Raw genomic sequence first — 16,515 nt, 5'->3', positions numbered from 1 at the left:
GGGTTTAGTTTGTCCGTGAGTGGTAAACGAGGATTTTTCAGACTAAGGTTAAATAAATTTTACTTGTTTTTCCCCCGAACTAGTTGACAAATAAGCCCTCTCCCAGACAGGGTTTAAGCTTGCTCTTCTTGCTTGGAAGAAGAGCAAGCTTATAGGGCATTGGGGTTTCCCTACAGAAATCATTTATACAAATACAATAATGCGTCTTGCTCAAAGGGGCTATCCATTTCTAGTTCCTCGATGCTTGTTTCACCCTCTCCATTGATTTGATCTCCCGTTTTAGGATTGAGCCATAAACTTCTATAGCCTACATCGGGAAGATCGATCTGAACAGTTCCCTTTTCCTTCAGGTAAACCAGATAAATTTCACCTGTTTTGCCAAAAACATAATCATTTTCAGCAGCGGTCATCTCGTCCATATTTTCCATGTAAATCAGAGGAAGGTCATTATTATTAAAGAAATCCATGGCCACTTTACCTTGATCCCAGAACAGCTCTCTGCTCCTCCATGACTCGCAGGTAAGATCGGAATGGGCATGTTTATAGCCAAAATACCATTCTACGCCATAGCCTCCAGCCATAAGAGTGCCCCACAGTGCATTTATCCGAGCATTATCATGGTCAGGATTATCTGTATCAGGCACCAATGAATGGACTGCATCGCCAGGCTCATCGACGGCCACCACTAATTTGCGGCCAGAAGCGGAGGAAGCTTTTACCCATTTGTTGGTCACTTCATGCACCCGGCTAAAGTCTGGTTTATTGGTTTGCACCGAAAACCCCAGCACATCCGTCTTTTGATCCACCAGCGGCTGGTAATATTTATCATGATCATTTGGGAAGGTATGTACCACAGCGATATTTTTATAGGGGTCATTATCTGCAAAATAACTCGCAAAATCCCTCACCTCCTGCAAGGTATTCGTATCCTCCTCACCCAAATTCCAGTTGAGGGCTAAGTGATGAGAATACCGCGCTATCAGCTCACGGTAATATAATTTGCGCTCCCGGCCCAGGGACCCACCGTCCATCTTTTGGTCGTTTTCGTTTTCCTGAGTTTTGAAATGTAAAAACATGCCTTTCATGTCCCCGTAAGAGAATATCTGCTCCCACTGGTCCATCTTAGACACATCAAAGCGATCATGGATGACCTGGTTTTCCCACACTTTAGGGTTCTTTTTCTCCTTGGCAAAATTTTCATATTCGGCCAAATCAACCTTCAGCAAATGAGGAAAAACATTACGGTCATCCCCATCCACGTTGAAAGTCAAAAATGAAAAAGCATTTAGGCCTTTGGTATGCAGGTAATTGATCGCTCCAAGGATATTTTTGCCCTTCTGTTGGTCAGCGCCCCATAGGTACGGCTTAGCATCTTCATGATAATCCTGAGCGTGATCCTCCCATTTCTTAAGCCTTTCCCCTACATTTGGAGTATTATCTAGCTCATAATAAGCCAACAAATTCTCCGGCGCATCCACCCCGAATTTCACAAAATAATTTCCTGACTGACTGAATTGCAGGTAATGCTCTCCCACATATTTTAGTCGGCCGTGGGCACGAAGATCTGCCCCGGACTTGTCGGATTCTGCCACTTCAAAAGAGCCCTTCTCCCCATCCATGAACCCGGCGCTTTCACCTTCGCCATCCACTACGGCGATGTCTTTACCTTTCTTAAATGACACCTGATATTCCCAGTTTCCAGGGGCATCGGGGGAGAAATGCACTCTCCATTTATCTCCCTCGCTGGCGGAGGTAATGGCGGCATTGCCATCCGCAGCGAAGTATCCGGGTACTTTGAAGGATTTTTCCCCTTGGCTGAAGGTGACGTCCAGCCGGTAATCTGCAAAGGGATTAGGACTGGCTGTTTCACTCGATTCGGGCCCCGTAAAGGTCAGCGTAACCTTATGCCACACTTTTAGTTCCCCGCTGATCTCTGGGGCCTTGGTACAGGACATCAGCATGGCCGCAATCATCACTACATAAATTCTAAGCTTCATCGTTAATTTTGGTTTATTGTATTTATTAGGTTAATTCTCGTTGTTTAGCGACCATTAATTAATTCTAACTTCCAATACAATCCTCTATCCACTCCCATTATCAACTCTATTGCCCACACTATTCTACTTGCTACCTGAAAACTGCATAAGGGACATAAGTTAATGATAAATTATTGGAATTTAGGAGATTGAACCCGTCCTTCGCCGCTATCAAACTGCCAATAGTTGATCGCATACTTAGAGGGATCCAGTTCCAGGTTCCACCGTTTCAGGTAGTACTCTCTTGGATGAAAATCATCATTAATTTTGGTCAATAACCTATGTAGCTCCTGATCAAGGTCCTTTTGGAGCTCTGCTATATGGGCCTTATCCACTAGATTATCCATTTGGTAAGGATCATTTTCATTGTCAAAAAGCATGGCCGGCCCCTCTAAAGTCTTCACATAAGTATAGCGATTGGTGCGTACAGCCCGGTATTCAGGGAATTTATATTCCCTGGTAAATGGGCATAAATTCATCACCAAGGCGGCACCTTCCACCTCAGGATCAGGTGATTTCATCAGTTGAGACATGTCCTCACCTTCTATACTTTCTGGTATGGGTATGCCAGCAAGACCGAGCAAGGAGGGTAAAATATCCGGAGTATTAATGGGTGCATTAACTACTGCCCCTTTGGCCTGACCGATAGAGGGATAGTGAATTAAAAAGGGCACATTGATGGATTCATCCCAGGCAAGTTGTTTTGTAAATGGCCTAATGCCATGTGCGCCCATCAGCTCTCCATGATCTGCCGAAAAGACTACTATTGTATTTTCCATTAATCCCACCGCTTTAAGCTTATCGAGCACCTGCCCGATGGCTCTATCGGTAGCCGTACAATGTGCATAATAACCTTGTAGCTCATCCAAGGCTTTTTCCCTAAACTCCTCAGGCACATTCGGAGCAAGGATTATCTCCTCTCTAGGGTACATGTTTTTAAATTCCTCAGGGGCGCTATGGTGGGGGAAATGTGGCGTGGCTATGGATAACACCAGTAAAAAGGGCTCTTCCTCCCGGGATTGATGGTCTATATAGTGTCCTGCATCATTGGCAATGGCAAAGGGGGAGTATTCCTCCCAGTATTTCTTCCTAGGGTCATCGTTTTCATAATAAGGCATATGGTTGTAATCATGCGAGCATTCCAAAGCCTTCCAATAATCGAAACCTTGTCTTCTAGCGACCTCTACATTATTCTCACGGCCATGACCATCCAGATGCCACTTTCCATAGTAAGCCGTATTATAACCCTCTTCTTTGAATATTTCCGCCATACAGAGCTCCTCTTCAGGCAGGTACAGGTCATTCAAAAACATCCCTGTACTGGTGGGATACCTCCCGGTCATCAATGCAGCTCGATGGGGAGTGCATACAGGAAGCACGGATACCGCATTGGCAAAATTCACAGATTCCTCAGCAAACTGGTCCAAATTGGGAGTAATCACATTCGGATCACCTGCATAGCCTAAGGCAGAGGCCCGCCATTGATCGGTAAGGATATACACAATATTAGGCTTAGAAGGTTGCGCAAAGGCCCTTACTGAGCAAGACATGCAAAGTACAATTCCTATAAAAACAAATAAGGCATGTTTCATTCTATTTAATTATTAAGATTAATTAATCGATTTATACTATCAGCCAGGGATACTTACACCAGTAGTATGCCCTCCCAAAACAGCCCTTGGAGATTTTAGATAATAAAGTCTCCTATGCCTCCTCTAGCAACTCATCTCCCGAATTCCTTTACTTCAGATCTTCAGAAACCAAACTTCACGTATCATCAATCCTGCAAATCCATCACTTCCACTTCTTTGAAAGAGCGAATAAGGACAGGGCCAAGCAAGCCTGACACCTGTAATTCGGAATCCTCATGCCAGTGCTTATAGGCTGCAAAGGTGGATCTTTTGCTATTGCGCTCCGTTTTTCCATCGAGCCAATCAGGCAGTGTTTTTACGCCTGCCCCTTTGCGGTCGATATCCTTGGCGTATCGCTCCTCTCCCACCAATTTATTGGGCCAAAGATTAGTCACTTTTACCTCCATCGTATTAGTACCCTCCAGAACATATTCTTCTATATTGACCTTATAGGGAGCTCTCCATAACAGCCCTAAATTGTGGCCATTTATGCTCACCTCAGCAATCACAAGTACATTTCCCAGATCCAACTCCATGGAGGAGGCGGAGTCTATATCGTCCCCTTCCAACTCAAATTGCTTATGATAAATAGCTGTTCCGGAGAAATATCGGATCGATTCATCGGAGGATTTGGACCAGGAATATAAGGAATCAAATGCTATTGATTTCCCCTCTGATGCCCCATCAGAAAAACGAACCTGCCATTCTCCCTCCAGCCCTATGGGCTGGGGTACAGACTTTACCTTTGCAGTCTTGGTAATTCCGGAAGAATTGGTAAAGCTTAGGGCCCCGGGATAGGGAGTTTCCCAGAATATCTTTTTCTGCTGAACTTTAAGCCTATCATTAGGACGATAAGGAGATAAACTGAGCACTTGTCCGTCGGGAACAGACATAAAACGCTCTTCCCCATCTACCTTATAGTGGATATTTAGAGTTTTTGAAGACCCAAGAGCAATTTTGCCAGGAATCAACTTATCAGAAACATGGATTTCCATTTTACCCGCAGCAATCATTTCCTGTACCTTATGGGAGATATCTATGGTAGGAAAATCCTCAGGAATGCCCCTGGTCTCTGGCTTAAATTTCCCAAATACGCCTTTTACAATTTCCAAATCCCCCTCGGCTGCTTCTATAATGATGGTCTCTTTCTCCATGAGATAGACCTCCTTCAACTCATCCCCAATTTTATACTTTACCCGAAGCTCCTTCTTATAGCCTTGGGCAGGATCGCAATCGCAGAGCAACCTATTGGCATTTATTTCTATTTTGCCTCCTTGGACTTTTTGCTTCAACACACTCGTGACATCCACTAATCCTTCCTGTAAAAATGAACCATATTCTGCTTTCACAATTTGCATATTTGCCGAAGGCCTGGTCTGAGGAGCTTTTAGCTCACTGGAGCTCTCGCTAATATAGGCTGCTTCTATAGCCTTTCGAAAAACCACAAATACGGCCTCCTCGGACTCCAAATGAATGGGAATACTAAGGGTTCCATCCTCATTCTCTCTCCACTCGGCTATATTTTCTATCTTTCCACTCTCTGCATTCCACAGCTCAGGCTGCTTACCATGCATCCTAAATCGGAATTTTTCCCGTCGGCTGTTTTTCTGAGCATTGGCAATAAAATAGATATCTGTATCTTTTGTTCTTTTATGTAGAAAACTAAGGTCTTCCTCATTTCCTTGCTCCACTCTAATATCCGGGCTAAGGGCTGTACTAATATACTCCTCCACCGACTCCTCAGTAATTAGCCCTGTGCCCCATAAACCTTCCGCCATGTGCTGAATCTGCCCGTCAGCATGGGGATAATTGGTAAGACTGGGGGATTTCAGAGGTTTTGACCCTATAATTTTAGCTCCGCTTTTGGCAAGTTGCTCTAATATCTTTAGCGTTTCTGGTCTTATCCAGGAAGTATTGGGCAGGTATAGGACCTTGTATTGCCCTCCGACGCTGGTGATTATGTCACCCTCCTTTACGGACAGATCAGGCAATTTATTGGCTCCTATGAGGTCATAGTCATACCCTAGAGCCTTTAGTTCTGGCATTAGCAAGGCGTTATTTGGTGAGGAATCGCCAGTAAATACCAATACATCAGCCACCGTTCTGCCCTGCTGAAGCAAAAACTGCGATCGACTGATATACTCCAGGAAGGCTTTGCCTTGCTGCCACCAGGTGTTGAGTCGGTTAAAGTCAATTCCCCAAACTCCGAGGGTTAGACCTGGCCCGATATTCCATGGCTGATGCACATAGGTATGGAATATAAATCTATTGATCCCCTGAGCCCAGGCCTGGTCACCAATGGACTTCAGCATAGCAGGATGCTGTAACCAACCGCCAAAGCCAGTAAATGCCTCGGCGCCAACAATGGTATTTCCATTTAGATTAGCGATGGAGGAAACAAATTTTGGGGAGTCAAAAAATGGATAACCTCCACTCCAAAATTCACACATCACGATATCTCCCGTGGCTCCCACTTGCATATTATCGAAGGGGCCCCAATAAGGTTCAACTGAGAATTTTAAGCCATTTTCATGGCATAGTTTGCTGAAATGGGAATAGTAGTTTTTGGCCATTAGGTCTCCAATGGTCCTTCTAAAATCCCACAAAAATCGCTCAGTCACCTCGCCACTATCTATATAATATCCGGCCAAGGCAGGCATATATATCTTCATATCATAACCCCGTAACTGCTCAAACTCGCCGGCAAAGGCTGGAGTCCAATTGGCGGTACCCACCTCATAGCTGTCAATAAGGCAATTATTCACCACCGTCCCGATCAAAGTGTCTAGCTTATCTATAATGGGAGCGAGTCCACCTTGCCAGAATATATCCACAGCTTCCTTACTCATCTTATCGCATTCTAAACCTTGCCCTCCCCGTACTGCCGGGTGATTTTCTGTACCCGTGGGAGTATGCCCCAACCTCAGGATCACCCATTCTCCTTCCGGTGCATCCCATTCCAGAGAACCGTCAGCCGAAAGCAGGTTACTTAAATCAATAATGTCCTCCTGACGAATGATGCCTGCCGCAGAAATGGCAGTGGTGTCTGGAGTAAGGTGATTTCTCACCCGTCCCGAAAGGCTCTTATAATCCAAGTCCGGCACGCGCACCTCCTCAGTAGGCTTAGGAAAGGCCAATACCGCAATATCCTGATAATAGTTCAGCACAATTTTGGGCTGTGGCAGTCGCCCATCATAAGTCGTACCTCCAATATGATCTACCTCCGTATAGACGATCGTCTGCATCGCATGCTCAGGCTTCATCCAAGGTCCACCGCTAGAAGACCATCCCGCACTATTGTGAAAGGCCAATTCCAAGCCAAGTCGCTGAGCTTCCTGGGCAGCAAAATGAAAAAGCTCTAACCATTCCTCAGACAAATAGCTAATAGGGCCATCGGGAAAGTTATGACCGACATTGAACAGCTGTGCTTCTTGAATCCCTACTTCCTTCATCGCCTCTAGGTCAGCGGTGATTCCTTCTCTACTTACATTTCCATTGATCCAATGCCACCAGGTACGGGCCTTCGCCTGAGCCGGGGGAGTCTGAAATCCCAAAATCAATGAATCAGCATGCTGGATCTTCACTGCTCCTTCTAATGACATTCCCCTAGCAGGTGAGGCTATAATGCCTGCGGCTAAAATTGCTATAATAACTAAAAACTGTTTCATCTTTTCATTCTTCATTCTTCCTCCCACACCTCAGGAGACTTAATGTTAATGAAAATAAATAGGGAAACTACCCTGTATCATACTAGATAAAGGATATTCTATTGCTTCAAGCCTTTCTAGGATAATCCCCAATTGAACAATAGGAATAGTCCAAAATCTTCGAAAGGGAATAGAAATTCACGATTTTTAATAGAACTAAATCTCACCAAAATGGTTAATCTGCCAATTGAGTATTCTGGCAAACCATTCACACCCTATGGTGGAATGAGTCTGATGAAGCGTTTTGTGGAGCAGCCTGAAATCAAGGAGTATCTCAGCTTCCTTGATTTACCTCAGCCGGGATCTAACAGAAGCTATGATCCGGCAGTATTGTGACCTCATTTTGGCGAAGCATTTGGACTGGGGCTAACCGTTATATTCATTGTGACTGGCTGCGTTATGATACGGTATTGCAGTCTATTTTCGGATTGGATCAGATGTCTTCGCAGAGCACCTAAAGCCGATTTTTCAGTAAGTTTCCCAAAAAAGAAACACCGAAGTTTTCCCTGTCCTTCAGAACTGGTTTTTTGACCAGATTGGCGTAGACAATCTTACTGTTGATGTTGACAGTAATGTGATTACCGGCTTCGGGAAACAGGAAGGAAGTGCCATAGGATACAATCCCAATACACGGGGTAGGACTTCCCATCATCCACTAATGGCTTTTTGTGGGACAGACCCGAATGGTAGCCAATGCCTGGCTAAGGCCCGGCTACACTGCCGACAACAGAAGCCTCGTTCAGATTCATCATGGTAGCTTATAACCTAATGAGTTTATTCCGTTATTTTGCGCTGAATCATCATAATTGGGCCACCTTAAAAACACTGAAATCCTATTGCTTTGCATTCAGAGCATGGAGGGTAAATCATGCAAATAAGCAGGTATTGAAAATCTCATTACCTGCTAAAAAGAGGCCGTGGATGGATGGAATATTTGCCCAAATTCAAAACATAAGCCCTCCATTCAATTATTCTAATGCATAATGCGAGATAATATGACTGCGAGGAACTACTTAGATTAAGAATCCAAATACGGATCAGCTGCTAAGAAAGAACAAAGTAAGCGTAAAAACCTATAATACACCACTTTACTATAAGCTCTATAAAAACCCACTAATTTAGCTGTGAATTGAGTCGAATGCTCACGTCAAAAATGAAGGGACTATATAAAAATCAAAAAAATTATCATTTAATATATAGTTTGGGCATGATATTGGATTATTCAATTACCAAACCAACAATTATAAAACTATGAAAGCACTAAAAATAACATTTGGAATCCTCATGGTAGGAATGCTTTGGAGCTGTGGAAATGGCTCGGGGGATGGACGTAATAATATTGGTACCGAAAAAGAATATGGTGAAGAATCCAGCACCTTCAGAGATCGACATGAAATGCCGGAATCGGTTAGGGATAGCCTGGAAACAGACTCCATCGCTCATGAAGAAAATCTGAATGGAGCCAATAAGAAGTTTTAATCCATTCATGGGGATAAAAATTCGAACTTTCCGGGCTTCGCAATCCATTAATAGGGAATTATGCGAAAAGATGAAATAAGTTTCAGACTTCTAAAGCCTGAAACTTATTTTTTTTATCCCAAAATTCCCCCATGGCACACAGTCCTCTTCTGCCAGTATTGTGGGTAAATAAAGGTCAATGAGACAATACCATTCACTGGATTCCTTATTAAAAACCCACTTATGGAGTCAGCTGGCTATACTTTAATTTATGTTCTTCAAGAATATCACCCTTTTCATCTATTAGGCGAAAGACGACACTAGGCTCCTCTCCAGTGCTGTCAAAGGTAAATTCTCCATAAGCGATAAAATCCTTGCCTAGGTATCCAAATAGCTGATGGCTGGAATCTTTGGCAATAGCTTCAGGTCCCGGCACTCCTCCTAGCGATGCCGGACCAAACTCATAAAAGCTGAATCCCTCTTTCCGAGGGATGGAAAATGCTCGCGCACCATGCCGATCCCCGCTGATCAAAACTACTCCTGGTATCTCTTTTTTTTCGATAAATCGATAGATCTCCTCCCGGGCGAGCGTGTCCCAAGTCCCCCATGAATCTTTCCCATTGGAGATATAATCACTCCACATGGTTCCACTTGAAATCACTTTAAATGTAGCGGTAGAATTCTCCAAAGTTTCCTTCAGCCATGCCAGCTGATCAGTGCCTAGATAAGCACCATATTCTCCCCTTGCGGCGTTATTTCGGAATGACCGGGTATCCAACATGATCACTTCCACCGACCCAATACGGCTATTGAAATAGATGCCCTCTTCTGTGTTTTCTGGGTTATTCCAGTTTTGGTGCCACATTTCTCTGAGAGCCTCCTGGTCTGCTATAGAAAAACCCTCCGGAATGCCGCTAAGGTCGTTATTCATATAATCATGATCATCCCAGGAAGCATAAATGGGGACATTGGCGGCAAGGTACTGCCAAGGCTTTGAGAGATCACGCAGAAGGTAATCAGAGCGGTGCATATTGATTTTGTTGTCTCTATCATCCACCGCAATATCTCCCATCAACAGCATGGCATGTGGGTTCCTTTGTACTATTTGACCAATTAAATTGGGATTATGTAAGCCTATCTTATGGAATCCAGAGCCGAATGCCAATCTTATTATCCCTTCCTCATCCCCTTCTGAACAAGTGGTAAAACTCCCTGCCGCTATCTTATTCTGTTTAGCATATACCTCATATTGATATTGGGTATTGGAATTTAATCCATCTATAGTGATCCGCTGCTCCTGACCCGGCACGATGGTCCCGCTATGGAAGGTCTTCTCTTCGGAAGTTGTCGGATGAATAACCTTGATCAGCAAGGGAGTTGGTACCGACGGACGCAGCCACAGACTGAGCCCATCCGCTCTCAAATCCCCCAACATTGGGCCAGCCATTAGCCCAATATTATATTTTTGTGCTGCTTGAAGTATCTCTACAGAAGTGAAATCAGCCTCACTATTCTCTGAAAAAAAAGCTCTTGAGTCAAGATAAAACTGCCTGATATTATCTGAAACAGGCTCATAACTATCCATCAGCCTGGTGTCAATATCCAAATCCCCAATATGCGCCTCTGGAAGGGTGACCTTATAGCGAGGTGTAATATAGTCAGTAGCCTGACCAAAACCCTGAAAGCTGAGCAGGAATGCAGAAACCAGAATACAAGCTTTAAAATATTTAGAAAAATTTCTCATCATATGAATTTCAAGAAAGTATAATTGCCAATTCTTAAAGATGGCAAAATAAAATAATTTCGCCCCTCCATTCATATAAAAAGCGGTTTTACATCCGTATTTAGTGTAGGCTGTTTGCTTTTTTGGCTGATTCACCTGTTATCTAAGGCGATTTCATGGCATTCATAGCAGTTATTATTCAAATTCAAGAATTAAATAGTTCTTCCTCTCAAAGCGCCAAAAAGGAAGGGGGCTAAGATGGTATATCTTGCCCCCATTTTACTTTCTATCACCTAGACAAATCAAATTTGTCTTTATTTATTTTGCTGTTTTTTGAAAGATTCCACCATAGCCTTTGGGGACTGATGAGGAGTCCCGGCGGCCTTCGAGAAGTCAGAGGGCACCTCATTAGCACCGTTTCTAATTCCCTCATAGATACCAGCGATGATAGTTCCCAAAAAATCTCCCAGTTCCTGCTTTCTTTCCGCCTCATACTCCTCCACGGAAATGGGATGATAAGTCAATTCCGTCTGATAGACTTCATTGATGACCTCCGCCAACTGATCCTGACTGATAGGCTCTCCTACAAGATTATAGGTTTGACTATTATGCACATCATTTATCAGCATCTGTGCATAGGCACGAGCTAGTTCCTCCCTACTTGTATAGGCGCATTTGCCGGTACCGGCACAATTTGTTATTTCTCCCGCCTCTATATAGTTATCCAAATACTCTAAATCGGGCTCGATATAAATACCATTTCTCCCAATGCTCCAGGCCATTCCTGAATCTCGGATATCCTTTTCCGTATTCCGATTACTCTTAATCACCGGGCTGAAAGCCGTCTTATTTTCATCCCCTATGATGCTTGTATAAACAATTTTCTGCACTCCATTTAGCTTTGCCGCGTCTATGACATTCCTATGCTGTTGGATTCTCTTCTGAGGATCGTCCATTCCAGAAACCAGCAGCACGGCATCCACACCTTTCAAGGCTTCGTCCAGTTGTGGGCGATTATTATAGTCCCCAGGGCGGATTTCCACCCCCAGTGCAGAGGCCTTGGCAGGAGTTCGAGCAATCCCGATCACCTGATCTTTCCCTATATCTTTGATGAGTTGAAGGACAATGGCTGCTCCCAGTTGCCCACTTGCTGATGTCACTGCGATTTTCATATAATGTCAATTTAAAATTTAAATGGATGGTATGGAGAGCTAGAATGCGATAATTAAATCGGTTTTAAACAACCAGACTATTACCATTATGATCAAAAAGAAGGATAAAACCTCCATTTCCTTATACTCCAGTTCTAATAATTACCGCTGTCAAACCCTATAAAGGGTTATAAATCAATAATCATTTTGCTATTTACTGTTTTCCAAAATATATGCATAGGAAAGATAATAATTTCTAGCTGGAGCATTTATCTGCTGCTCTGCCAAAGCGCGCAGAAGCTTGACTTTAAGATCCATTACCTTTAATCTCTGATCAGAAGTCTGCAATAAGTAATCTGACAGCTGCAAACCCCACTGATAGCTGCCATTTTCCAATGCTTTGGACAACTGTGCAAACATCTTTTCTTCTCCTCCTGCGAGTTGTATCATATTTCTTGCCTCCTCTACTTCCGGCAAGGGATTGAGATTTGTAGGATTTCCGTCAAACCATCCTACATAATGTAGAAATATGGAACGCACACCCCAGGATACCGAGCCATAGAATTCCTGGAGGTTAGGTTGATTCTTTAAGGAATCTGCCAACTTCACCACATCTACGGTTTGCTGAAGAGTATATCCCTTATTCATAGCGTCAATAGTTTGCTGATATACGCTCTGTATTGCGGTGGCATAGTTTATCAAATTTTCGTGAACAGATGATTTTCCAGAGACAGGCCGCGTATGACCCGGTACAAGCTGCGTGGCTGGAAAAGCACTCATCTTCCGGATGGATTCGCCCCATGATTTGACATCTCTGTATTGCGATCCTCGGATCGCATAGAGGTTAGGAAATGATTTATAGTAATTATCCCCTGTCCATAAGGTCTCTAAATCTGGACACCACACGAAAAGCTGATCATTAGTTTCCCCATCGGCAGCATAAAGCTGAAAATCGATTCCAGCAAGTTGGATGGTTAAAGAATCTTGAAAAATCAGATTAGGTTTGAGGTACCCTTCACCCGGCCTATCTGTGGAAGTGCTTCCTGCAGCCACTCCCCTGTTTATGATATCCGATGGGGGTAGATTTCGTCCAAACTGCCGAGCATTTCTTTCTTTAAGGATAGGCTCAACGGGTGAATTTTCTTGCAGCTCATCCTTAAACCCTTCCCGAGCAATAATCTTCACGTCCTTCTGGTCTCCCACAAAAGCCGAAGTACCTCCAGTATGATCCATATGACCATGGGTATATATAATGGCTTTGACAGGTTTATCAGAAATTTCCCTAAACTTCTCAGCCACCTTTTCGGCTGCCCCTAGGGCTCTGAGTGCGTCGATGATCACTACTCCATCCTGACCTATTACCATGGAGGTATTGGAGCCATCATATCCAACAGCTACATATACCTGCTCATTTAATTTGATGATCTCAGGGGTAAATTCGCTATTTCTTTCCTTAAGAATAGCTGTCGCTCTCGTTTCCTGCCCATAGGCATGGACCGAAAAGTTCATTATAACCAATGTGATAATATATATTAAATTCTTCATTTTCATTATTTGTTTATGCAATAGAACTATGCTCGAATTCGGATTAAGACAACCTCCAACTCCCAAACCTGAAGGATCAGACAATGGCTGTAGGTTCTGCATGAATTCTATTAATTGAAATATAAATTAGGCGAATAGCTAAGGCTAGTATTGAGTATCTCAGGTGGACCTGAGCTGCTCCAATTCTTTCTCCAGTTGCTCCGCCTTCGCCTTAAATTTCTCTAATGCCTTTTTCATCTGACTGATCTTTTTGAAGGCTTCTTCATCCTGAACTGCCTGATAGACAATTTCGCCTTCCATCTCTTTGATGCGAGATTTACTTCCACATTTGGGGCAAGTTGCTACTTCACTCATAGTTTTTGAGGTTTAAATGATACCTGGAAACATGACGTAGTTCCTACTACAGGTTCTGCTTATCTAAGGTTTGATGATTTGAAATCCAATAGAATAATAATCATAACTCCGTATTAGCCACGCCAATCATGTACAAAAGTAGGTAAAGGAAGATAGGCAATAAAGGTAAATCCCGCCCTAAAAATGGTAAATCTGGGAAGTAGCACGAAAAATGACTCCATGGCAGAAAGATATAAGATCCCTCCATAGCAACTTCTAAAAATCACTATGCCTGAATGGAGATTTGAGCAGGTTAGTTAGCACTTAAACAGTCTACTGGCATTAAATTGGGGTTAATTAATTGACTTTTTAAGTTAAGTGGTCTTATAATATTTTCCTGCTCAAAATGCTAAAAGGAAAGAATATAGGCATAATGAAAAATCAAGCTATTTTCCCTGAATAATAATGCTTGAACCATTCTGGGACCGCCTCTTCACTCATATTCCACACTTTTTGATCCCTAGCATTAAGTTTAAAATGGCCAAATAAGTTATGTATGATTCCTTCCTGAGAGTTATCGAAAAAATAGGCCTGGTAACACAGCTGTGCAGCTTCATACATGAGATCCATGGAGCGATAATACCTACTAATAATTTTCTCTTTAGGTACGTCATGACCATTTTGTATTACCCTTACCTTTTTCACTCTGTGAATATTTATTTCAGGATCCTCAGTAGAAATGAAGTATAGATATACCTTATACCCCTCCTCCTTAGCTTTCCTTATTATTTCTAATTTACTAGAATGAGAAAAAACTGTTTCGAAAGAAAATTTCGCTCCTCCCTCCAGTAGTTTCTTTCTTAAATAATCTGCTAGGATTTGTGCAATCCTTTCATAAGGCTCATCATCTTTTTCCTGAGCAATAATTTTTAATATTTTCAATCTGTTGTCGCAAACTTCAATACACTTTAGCAATCTGGTGATAGGAAATTGATTACCAATTAAACCTGATTCTCCAATAATAATCTCAAACTCATTTTGGTTAAAAAGAACATTGTAGTTGCTAAAATCTACTGCATTAGAATAAAGCTCTTCAGCTAAATCGTCAGCATTAATATAAATACCGAAGTCCAATTTCTTACCTTTACCAACTTCAGTATCTCTTATGGCTTTGATTACTGAGCTTTTCCCCGAACCATTAGGCCCAGCAAATATCCGCATACGCTTGGTCATCAATCCAAAATCAAATCCTGATTTTTACTACCATGTTGGATTTTTTTAATTTGTTCAATCCGCCCATCCTTATATTTCTTAACTACCCATCCATCCTGGGCTATCACTACGTAGCCATTGATTTCCATCGCCTTTTTAGCCCCATCTTTAAAGGCTTTAGTTGATCTCCTCTTCACCATACGGGTACTGATATATTCAAGTTTTTCCTTACTCATAGCATTTACAATATATAAAATTTCATAGGCTAATGAAAATTAACCTACACATTTGAATTAACACCTATCTCAGAAAACCTGTTCCATAGAAAATCTATATAAGTCACCCATATCCTTCAGCCTACCTCCGGATTGGCCGCTAAGGCTCCTAAAAATCTAAAGACATTATTAATATGTTTCCTGCCTTTTTAATAATCTATTCTATATCTAAAAAAACTATCCCTATAGAAATACTAAGTTAAGATGTTTCCATATCCACTCTCCAAAACAAAAAAATCCTGTAAACCTAATGATTTACAGGATACCAAAACCGGAAGGTTTTGTAGATGTCGGAGTGACTGGACTCGAACCAGCGACCCCTTGCACCCCATGCAAGTACGCTACCGGGCTGCGCTACACTCCGAATACACCCTATCTCAACGCTCCGGAGAGCTTCTCGATTTGGTTGACGCAAATAAAAGAATTTCTTTTTCGTTTTCAAAAAAAATTCTTCCAAAAATCTATTGCCAAGAAAGCTGAGACCTCTCCTCCCAGTACGTATCAGAGGAAATGGCCATCGCAGCCATCAAAGCCATATCATCCTCGCTTAGCTCAATCGATTGGGCTTGAAGGTTTCCTTCAAGATGTGCAATATTCGTAGCCCCACTAAGTACAAAATCGGGTTCCACAGCCTGCATGCAATACCTTAAAGCAAGCGCATCTATTCCTATATTACACCGAGTCGCTATTCGCTGTAAACTTGCATTTACAGAATTATCACCCTCTGAATCAACCGCCTGAAATAGCCTTCCATTAGCCATAGCTTCCTTAATTATAATGGTTTTCCCCTGAAGGTGCAGCTGCTTTAATTCACCCAGGGCGGACTGCTCATACACATTGAAGGTCACCTGAAAGACTGTAAACAATGGCTCTCCGTCAAATTCAATCGTCTGAGCCAAGCGTAATAATTCCGGTTGCTGAGGCCCACTAGTCGTCAAACCCATCTGGATATTATGCTCATTTTTCAGAAAATGAAGATGCTCTAATACCTCTTTATTTTCCAATACTCCCGAATCAAAGGTGGCGGAATGGATTTGATAAAATGATAAGTCAGGAAGAAGCTGCTTAGAAACCTCCCACTGCTCCTTTAGTTTGGTCAAGGAATGCTCCTTCACCTCATGCTTACCCTCATACCCTAGCTCCCAATTGGCCATATAGGTATACCCCCATTTGGTCCCGAACTTCAGCCCTGAATACTTACGCTGCTGATGCCAGTCAATCAAAAACTGCTCACCCATCCCATAAGAAGGTGCGGTATCAAAATACCGAACCCCACGTTGATAGGCCGCATCTAGCATCCTGAAAGCATTTTCCCGAAAGGCCTCAGGCGATTTATCCCTATTCTCTTCCGTGGCCACATTTATATATTCCGGTCTGCCCAAGGCGGCCAGACCAAGACCAATAACTGATTTTATCATAATGTATAGTTCTGATTATTAGACTC

General features: G+C 42.7%; 12 protein-coding genes and 1 tRNA gene. 2 read left to right on the top strand and 11 right to left on the bottom strand.

What is annotated here, in order from left to right:
• Positions 1–179 precede the first annotated feature (179 nt).
• The 3 genes from B050_RS0107785 to B050_RS0107775 form a co-directional block, all read right to left on the bottom strand.
• Positions 180–1,997, bottom strand: coding sequence for a DUF5060 domain-containing protein (locus tag B050_RS0107785; protein WP_018473345.1), 1,818 nt, complete (start codon positions 1,995–1,997; stop codon positions 180–182).
• Between the two features lie 170 nt (positions 1,998–2,167).
• Positions 2,168–3,628: a sulfatase family protein gene (locus B050_RS22115; RefSeq protein WP_044201966.1), complete on the bottom strand. Its 1,461-nt coding sequence runs from the start codon at positions 3,626–3,628 to the stop codon at positions 2,168–2,170.
• 185 nt (positions 3,629–3,813) lie between these two features.
• Positions 3,814–7,335 carry a glycosyl hydrolase gene (locus tag B050_RS0107775; RefSeq protein ID WP_169336247.1) on the bottom strand — a complete coding sequence of 1,174 codons (3,522 nt, stop codon included), beginning with the start codon at positions 7,333–7,335 and terminating at the stop codon, positions 3,814–3,816.
• 210 nt (positions 7,336–7,545) lie between these two features.
• Here B050_RS0107775 and B050_RS23385 point away from each other — a divergent pair, with 210 nt between their 5' ends.
• Complete coding sequence (locus tag B050_RS23385; protein ID WP_018473342.1) at positions 7,546–7,710, top strand: hypothetical protein; 165 nt, start codon at positions 7,546–7,548, stop codon at positions 7,708–7,710.
• A gap of 915 nt (positions 7,711–8,625) precedes the next feature.
• Positions 8,626–8,853 carry a hypothetical protein gene (locus B050_RS0107750; RefSeq protein WP_018473338.1) on the top strand — a complete coding sequence of 76 codons (228 nt, stop codon included), beginning with the start codon at positions 8,626–8,628 and terminating at the stop codon, positions 8,851–8,853.
• 220 nt (positions 8,854–9,073) lie between these two features.
• Here the strand turns inward: B050_RS0107750 and B050_RS0107745 are convergent, their stop codons facing one another.
• The 8 genes from B050_RS0107745 to B050_RS0107710 all read right to left on the bottom strand — a co-directional run bounded on the left by B050_RS0107745 (position 9,074) and on the right by B050_RS0107710 (position 16,489).
• The gene (locus B050_RS0107745) at positions 9,074–10,579 is read right to left on the bottom strand and encodes an alkaline phosphatase D family protein (protein ID WP_205744969.1); all 1,506 of its coding nucleotides are present in this window, start codon (positions 10,577–10,579) and stop codon (positions 9,074–9,076) included.
• Positions 10,580–10,869: 290 nt separating this feature from the next.
• Positions 10,870–11,727, bottom strand: a complete 858-nt coding sequence (locus tag B050_RS0107740; protein WP_018473336.1) for an SDR family oxidoreductase — start codon at positions 11,725–11,727, stop codon at positions 10,870–10,872.
• A 189-nt stretch (positions 11,728–11,916) separates the two neighbouring features.
• Positions 11,917–13,251, bottom strand: coding sequence for an alkyl/aryl-sulfatase (locus tag B050_RS0107735; protein WP_169336246.1), 1,335 nt, complete (start codon positions 13,249–13,251; stop codon positions 11,917–11,919).
• 159 nt (positions 13,252–13,410) lie between these two features.
• On the bottom strand, positions 13,411–13,605 hold the full coding sequence (locus B050_RS0107730; protein WP_018473334.1) for a hypothetical protein: 195 nt from the start codon (positions 13,603–13,605) through the stop codon (positions 13,411–13,413).
• A gap of 420 nt (positions 13,606–14,025) precedes the next feature.
• The gene (locus tag B050_RS22110; protein ID WP_018473333.1) at positions 14,026–14,817 is read right to left on the bottom strand and encodes a zeta toxin family protein; all 792 of its coding nucleotides are present in this window, start codon (positions 14,815–14,817) and stop codon (positions 14,026–14,028) included.
• Entirely contained in the window at positions 14,817–15,032 is a 216-nt protein-coding gene (locus tag B050_RS0107720; protein ID WP_018473332.1) for a hypothetical protein, read from the bottom strand. The genes B050_RS22110 and B050_RS0107720 overlap by 1 nt, the downstream gene beginning before the upstream one ends.
• Before the next feature lie 329 nt (positions 15,033–15,361).
• Positions 15,362–15,435 (bottom strand) — tRNA-Pro (locus B050_RS0107715).
• Positions 15,436–15,532: 97 nt separating this feature from the next.
• Entirely contained in the window at positions 15,533–16,489 is a 957-nt protein-coding gene (locus B050_RS0107710) for an aldo/keto reductase (protein ID WP_018473331.1), read from the bottom strand.
• Positions 16,490–16,515: the final 26 nt, after the last annotated feature.

It is taken from the genome of Echinicola pacifica DSM 19836 (assembly GCF_000373245.1).
GTDB lineage: Bacteria > Bacteroidota > Bacteroidia > Cytophagales > Cyclobacteriaceae > Echinicola > Echinicola pacifica.
Note: the sequence above shows the minus strand (reverse complement) of the source record. Positions and strands in the feature narration are given on the sequence as shown.

Excerpts from the sequence above, each read along its gene's own strand:
- B050_RS0107785 (WP_018473345.1), bottom strand. The coding sequence starts at position 1,997 with ATGAAGCTTAGAATTTATGTAGTGATGATTGCGGCCATGCTGATGTCC.
- B050_RS22115 (WP_044201966.1), bottom strand. The coding sequence starts at position 3,628 with ATGAAACATGCCTTATTTGTTTTTATAGGAATTGTACTTTGCATGTCT.
- B050_RS0107775 (WP_169336247.1), bottom strand. The coding sequence starts at position 7,335 with ATGAAACAGTTTTTAGTTATTATAGCAATTTTAGCCGCAGGCATTATA.
- B050_RS23385 (WP_018473342.1), top strand. The coding sequence starts at position 7,546 with ATGGTTAATCTGCCAATTGAGTATTCTGGCAAACCATTCACACCCTAT.
- B050_RS0107750 (WP_018473338.1), top strand. The coding sequence starts at position 8,626 with ATGAAAGCACTAAAAATAACATTTGGAATCCTCATGGTAGGAATGCTT.
- B050_RS0107745 (WP_205744969.1), bottom strand. The coding sequence starts at position 10,579 with ATGATGAGAAATTTTTCTAAATATTTTAAAGCTTGTATTCTGGTTTCT.
- B050_RS0107740 (WP_018473336.1), bottom strand. The coding sequence starts at position 11,727 with ATGAAAATCGCAGTGACATCAGCAAGTGGGCAACTGGGAGCAGCCATT.
- B050_RS0107735 (WP_169336246.1), bottom strand. The coding sequence starts at position 13,251 with ATGAAGAATTTAATATATATTATCACATTGGTTATAATGAACTTTTCG.
- B050_RS0107730 (WP_018473334.1), bottom strand. The coding sequence starts at position 13,605 with ATGAGTGAAGTAGCAACTTGCCCCAAATGTGGAAGTAAATCTCGCATC.
- B050_RS22110 (WP_018473333.1), bottom strand. The coding sequence starts at position 14,817 with ATGACCAAGCGTATGCGGATATTTGCTGGGCCTAATGGTTCGGGGAAA.
- B050_RS0107720 (WP_018473332.1), bottom strand. The coding sequence starts at position 15,032 with ATGAGTAAGGAAAAACTTGAATATATCAGTACCCGTATGGTGAAGAGG.
- B050_RS0107710 (WP_018473331.1), bottom strand. The coding sequence starts at position 16,489 with ATGATAAAATCAGTTATTGGTCTTGGTCTGGCCGCCTTGGGCAGACCG.